The sequence below is a fragment of the Streptomyces durocortorensis genome (assembly GCF_016901035.1).
Taxonomy (GTDB): Bacteria; Actinomycetota; Actinomycetes; order Streptomycetales; family Streptomycetaceae; genus Streptomyces; species Streptomyces durocortorensis.
Genome location: NZ_JAFEUF010000355.1, coordinates 1 through 5,207, shown reverse-complemented (window position 1 = coordinate 5,207; position 5,207 = coordinate 1). Strand labels below are relative to the sequence as shown.

General features: G+C 72.0%; 5 protein-coding genes and 1 pseudogene. 5 read left to right on the top strand and 1 reads right to left on the bottom strand.

What is annotated here, in order from left to right; all coding sequences use genetic code 11:
* Positions 1–104: 104 nt before the first annotated feature.
* A pseudogene (locus JS521_RS33545) lies at positions 105–1,058 on the top strand (PP2C family protein-serine/threonine phosphatase); the annotation flags it as partial.
* A gap of 64 nt (positions 1,059–1,122) precedes the next feature.
* A complete protein-coding gene (locus JS521_RS33540) occupies positions 1,123–1,311 on the top strand; it encodes a hypothetical protein (RefSeq protein WP_205086668.1) in 189 nt (62 codons plus the stop codon).
* 32 nt (positions 1,312–1,343) lie between these two features.
* Here JS521_RS33540 and JS521_RS33535 read toward each other — a convergent pair whose 3' ends face one another.
* A complete protein-coding gene (locus JS521_RS33535) occupies positions 1,344–1,796 on the bottom strand; it encodes an RDD family protein (protein ID WP_205086667.1) in 453 nt (150 codons plus the stop codon).
* A 791-nt stretch (positions 1,797–2,587) separates the two neighbouring features.
* Between JS521_RS33535 and gdhA the strand changes: the two genes are divergently transcribed.
* The 3 genes from gdhA to JS521_RS33520 all read left to right on the top strand — a co-directional run.
* Complete coding sequence (gene gdhA, locus JS521_RS33530; RefSeq protein ID WP_205086666.1) at positions 2,588–3,973, top strand: NADP-specific glutamate dehydrogenase; 1,386 nt, start codon at positions 2,588–2,590, stop codon at positions 3,971–3,973.
* A gap of 178 nt (positions 3,974–4,151) precedes the next feature.
* Complete coding sequence (locus tag JS521_RS33525; RefSeq protein WP_205086665.1) at positions 4,152–4,799, top strand: hypothetical protein; 648 nt, start codon at positions 4,152–4,154, stop codon at positions 4,797–4,799.
* Positions 4,800–4,808: 9 nt separating this feature from the next.
* Positions 4,809–5,207 (top strand): helix-turn-helix domain-containing protein (locus JS521_RS33520; RefSeq protein WP_307847990.1); only part of this gene is annotated, 399 nt, incomplete at its 3' end.

Genomic DNA, 5,207 nt, shown 5'->3' with positions numbered 1-5,207 from the left:
CCTGCGGGTGGGTCTCGCGGTCACTGTACGTGTTCGCGGGGGCCGGGCCGCCCTGAGGCGTGGGCGTACGCGTTCGTGGGGGGGGGGGGGCCCCCCCCCCGGGGGGCCGCCACGTCAGTGAGGTGCTGCCCTTCCTCGACGCGGCCTTCGAAGGTGCCATGCGCGAGGTCCTGGCCTCCGGGACACCGATCGTGGACCAGTACACCGTGGGCCGTACGCCGGCCGACCCGGACCATGACCACGCCTGGTCGATCTCGTTCTACCGGCTCGAATCCTCCGCCGGGAAAGTCCTGGGAGTGGCCACCTCCAGCGTCGACGTCACCGACCGGCATCGCGCCGTGGAAGAACAGCGCCACACCGCCCTCTCCCTCCAGCGCAGCCTGCTGCCCCACCCACCCGCACAACGGCCGGGGCTGGAGGTCGCCTTCCGCTACCGCCCCGCCCAGGCGACGATCGAGATCGGCGGGGACTGGTTCGACGTCATTCCCCTGGCCGGCGACAAGACCGCCCTCGTCGTCGGCGACGTCATGGGCAGCGGTGTGACAGCCGCGGCCACGATGGGACAACTGCGCACCGCCACGCGAACCCTGGCCGATCTCGATCTGGCCCCAGCCCGGGTCCTGCACCACCTCGACCACATCACGGACGGCCTCGACACCATCGCAACCTGCGTCTACGCCGTTTTCGACCCCCGCACCGAGCGATGCGACATATCCGTTGCCGGGCACCTGCCGCCCGTCCTCCTGCGTCCGGACGGCAGACGCGAGCTGCTCGACCTGCCCACCGGCGCGCCCTTGGGAGGGTGCGGCATCTCCTTCGAATCCACCTTCATCGATTTCGAGCGGGGAGACCAGCTCGTCCTCTACACCGACGGCCTCGTCGAGACGCGCGACCAGCCGATCGACGCACGCCTGAACGCTCTTCTCGACGTTCTCGACGACCCCCGCCGTTCGCTGGACGCCACCTGCGACCTGCTTCTGCACACCCTGCGGCACAGCGGAGAGCGCGACGACGTAGCCCTGCTCATCGCCCGGGCCGGTGCCGGTCCTGCAGGCTGAGGCGATGATGGAGTGTTACTTCTGAAGAGGTGCGCGGGCTGGGGGTTCCGTATTCGCTGCGGCGATGCGGCAGCCCGGACAGGAGCACTCCGGCGACCGTTGCGACGATCTGGGGGCGGCCTTCGAGAAGGAAAGCCCGGTGGTACGGGGACGAGTCGGCGGTGCCGAGGCCCGCCTGTTCGGCCTGGCCGACGCGGTTGCTCACGCCGAGGTGGGGCCGGCCGGGCATCGGCCGCGTACCGCCACGGTCTGACCGCCTCGCTCGCGGGAGGCCGGGGAGCAGGCTCAGCCCGTACGGTCCTCCACCGCCGCCCGGTAGTTCCGCAGGTCGCAGTGTCGGACCTGGCGTATCCCCGCGAGGTCCTCGTGCGGCTCGTTGGGGCAGCCCGCGGGGCGCTCCGGGCGGGTGGGCGCGGTGGCAGGGCCCCGGAGGCGGTGCCAGGGCTGGAGCGGCAGCCAGAGGAGTCCGTACAGCCAGCGCAGCACCAGCCTGCGGAAGCCCGGGCGGCCCGCGTCGGGCAGGCGGATCACCCGGACGCCCATGATCAGCTTTCCGGCGCTCGCCCGGACGGCCATCGTCAGCAGCACCTGGTTGGCGAAGGACAGCGCGATCAGCTGGACCACCAGCAGGGCGATCGCGCGCCCCGTCCCGTCGGCGTGCAGGCAGGACCGCACCAGCAGTCCGACGGCCAGCAGGCACAGGTAGGCGTCCAGCCCGACCGCGAGATAGCGCCGCATGTCGCCCGTGCCCTTCGGGATGCGCGGCTGCGGCCGGGGGCCCGGGGCGGTATACGCCGAGGGGCGGGCGTACGCCGGATAGGCCGCCCGCGGAAGCGTGCGCCCGTACGGCGGCTGAGGCGGGTCCGGGCGCGGGTCCGGCCGGGACCTGGCGGTGCCGCTCCCGGCCCGGCGTACTCCGTACAGCGCCCGTAATGCGTCAGGAGGCTGCCCTCTCCGATGCCCCCGTGGCTTCGTCATGGGGGCATCATGACTGATCGTCAGGCGGGGTGTCCCTGTTCCTGACGGGTAACTCCGGGGCCCCGGTGTTGTTTCACCGGACCTTTGCGCTTGTCGGCCCCCGGCAGGCCGCGCATCGTCGCTGTCGCTGTCGCTGTCGCCGTCGTCGGGGCCGGGCTTCGGGTGCTGTGCGCACCGCGTGCGGGCCGATCCGGAATGTGACCTTCGCCACTCGGGTGTCGCGTGGAGGTGTGCGGCCGGGAGGCGGTTCCGGGTCGTGCGGGCCGCCCGGAACAGCGGACCGGGGGCCGGTGGGGGGCTCGGCGCGGCCGTCCGGGCGCCGATCAAAACGGCTGATCATGGCCAATATGTGGATGGTCCTCGAAGATCATCGGGTCGCACAGGAGAATCGGCCCCACGACGGTCCTGAGCATCGCCCGGCCGGGCGACGGCCGCGCGGTCCTCCCGAAGAACGGGAGTCGGCGGGGCTCCGGCGGGGGAGGCGGACCGGTGGCGCCCTCCGGGACGGGGGTGCCGACGCGCACGAGCCGACCACGGAAGGTCTTGATCAGATGCCGGTCATCCCCGACTCGCCCGACTCCGCCCGCACGCCCGACGCCGCGGCCCTCATCGAGCCGCTCTACGCCGAGATCCTCCGGCGCAACCAGGGCGAGCAGGAGTTCCACCAGGCGGTCCGCGAGGTCCTGGAGACGCTCGGGCCGGTGCTGACCCGGCGACCCGAGTTCGTCGACGCGCGCATCATCGAGCGCATATGCGAGCCCGAGCGCCAGTTGATCTTCCGGGTGCCGTGGTCGGACGACTCCGGCGACATCCATGTCAACCGCGGTTTCCGGGTGGAGTTCTCCAGCTCGCTCGGCCCCTACAAGGGCGGGCTGCGCTTCCACCCCTCGGTCAACCTCGGCATCGTGAAGTTCCTCGGCTTCGAGCAGATCTTCAAGAACGCCCTCACCGGCATGCCGATCGGCGGCGGCAAGGGCGGCTCGGACTTCGACCCCAAGGGCCGCTCCGACGCCGAGATCATGCGGTTCTGCCAGTCGTTCATGACCGAACTCCACCGCCACCTGGGCGAGTACACCGACGTCCCGGCCGGTGACATCGGCGTCGGCGGCCGCGAGATCGGCTACCTCTTCGGCCAGTACAAGCGGATCACCAACCGTTACGAGTCCGGCGTCCTCACCGGCAAGGGCCTCGGCTGGGGCGGCGCGCAGGCGCGTACGGAGGCCACCGGCTACGGCACGGTCCTGTTCACCGCCGAGATGCTGCGCAGCCGGGGCGAGTCGCTGGAGGGCCAGACCGTCGCGGTCTCCGGCTCCGGCAACGTGGCCATCTACGCCATCGAGAAGGCCCAGCAGCTCGGCGCGACCGTCATCACCTGCTCGGACTCCGGCGGCTATGTCGTCGACGAGAAGGGCATCGACCTCGCCCTCCTCAAGGAGATCAAGGAAGCGGGTCGTGGCCGGGTCTCCGAGTACGCCGAGCGGCGCGGAGCCCACGCCCGGTTCGTGCCCGGTACAGGCGTGTGGTCGGTCCCCGCCGACGTCGCCCTGCCCTGCGCCACGCAGAACGAACTGCACGAGGCCGACGCGCTGGACCTCGTACGCAACGGGGTCAAGGCGGTCGCGGAGGGCGCCAACATGCCCACCACTCCGGAGGCGGTCCGGGTGTTCCAGGAGGCGGGCGTCGCTTTCGCCCCCGGCAAGGCAGCCAACGCGGGCGGGGTCGCGACGAGCGCTCTGGAGATGCAGCAGAACGCGTCCCGGGACTCGTGGACCTTCGCCCACACCGAGGAGCGGCTCGCCGAGATCATGCGGCACATCCACGACTCCTGCTACACGACGGCGGAGCGGTACGGGAGCCCCGGCAACTACGTGGTGGGCGCGAACATCGCGGGCTTCGAGCTGGTGGCGGACGCGATGCTGGCGCAGGGTCTGATCTGACCGTACGCCGGGGATGCGCCGGTGCGGCTGCGGCTGCGGCTGCGGCTGCTGTTGCGGTCGCCGCCGGAACCGCTGCCCCGCGCGGGTGAGGCTGCCGGGTGCGGTCTCCCCCGGGCGGGGGAGCGGGTTGGCTCGCGCGGGTGATTCCTCTTCGTGCCCGCCCCGCGAAGGTGGAGTCATGACGCTGAAGATCCTTCACCGGCCCCCGTCCGTGGGTGACACCGAGCGGCCCGTTCCGCGCTGGGCGATGCGCCTGGCCTACGCGCTTCCGCTGCTTCTGCTGCCTGCGTGCCTGTGGCGGCTGCCCTTCGCGCTGCACTTCGAGATGGGGCAGGTCCAGGACGGCGGTTTACCCGCCTACTGGCTGAGCATCCCGTACGTTCTCGGGCTCAGCGTGTTGACGGAGGTGGTCGCGATCCTGACCATCGGGCTGGTCCGGGGCTGGGGCGAGGTGGCGCCCACCTGGATACCTGTCATCGGCGGCAGACGCGTCCGGCCGATGGCGGCCGTCGTCCCCGCCGTGCTCGGCGGCCTGATCCTCACCTTCCTGTTCACCGCCGTCCCGCTGGGCGGCGATCGCAGCCTCACCCTGTACGGCGTCATCGACACTGTCGAGTACACCAACGGCGCCTGGGACGCGTTGGCGATGGTGGTTGGCACCCCTCTCGCCGCTTGGGGGCCCATCACCATCGCTCTCGCGATCGCCTACTACCGGCGCCGGACGGCCCGTTCCTCGAACACAGCCGTCTGTCACGGAGCTTCGCCGACAGCAGATCCGCCCGGAGCGCAACGCCCGACCCGTGCCGGGGCGGTGCCGCGCTCCTAGGCTGGGGCGGTGACCATCCGAGCGACGAACCAGGCCGACGTGATTCCCCTGCGCCCGCTCCCGACGGCGGCGGACCCGGCACCCCGGGCCCTGCCCCGGGAGCCGCTCTGGCGCGACCTCGTCGGGGAGGTGCTGCGCCGCGAACGACAGTCCCAGGGGCGGACGTTGAAGGACGTCGCCGAGTCGGCCCGGATCTCCATGCCGTATCTCTCCGAGGTGGAGAGGGGGCTCAAGGAGGCCTCCTCGGAGGTGCTGGCCGCCGCGGCCCAGGCGCTCGGCCTGCGTCTTGCCGACGTCCTGGCGCTGGCGGGAGAGCGGCTGGTGAGCCTCACGGCCGCGCGGTCCCGGCCCGGGCCGGTGGGGGCTGGGGGTGCGCCGGCGCCGGATGGTGGGGGGGGCGGGGGGGGG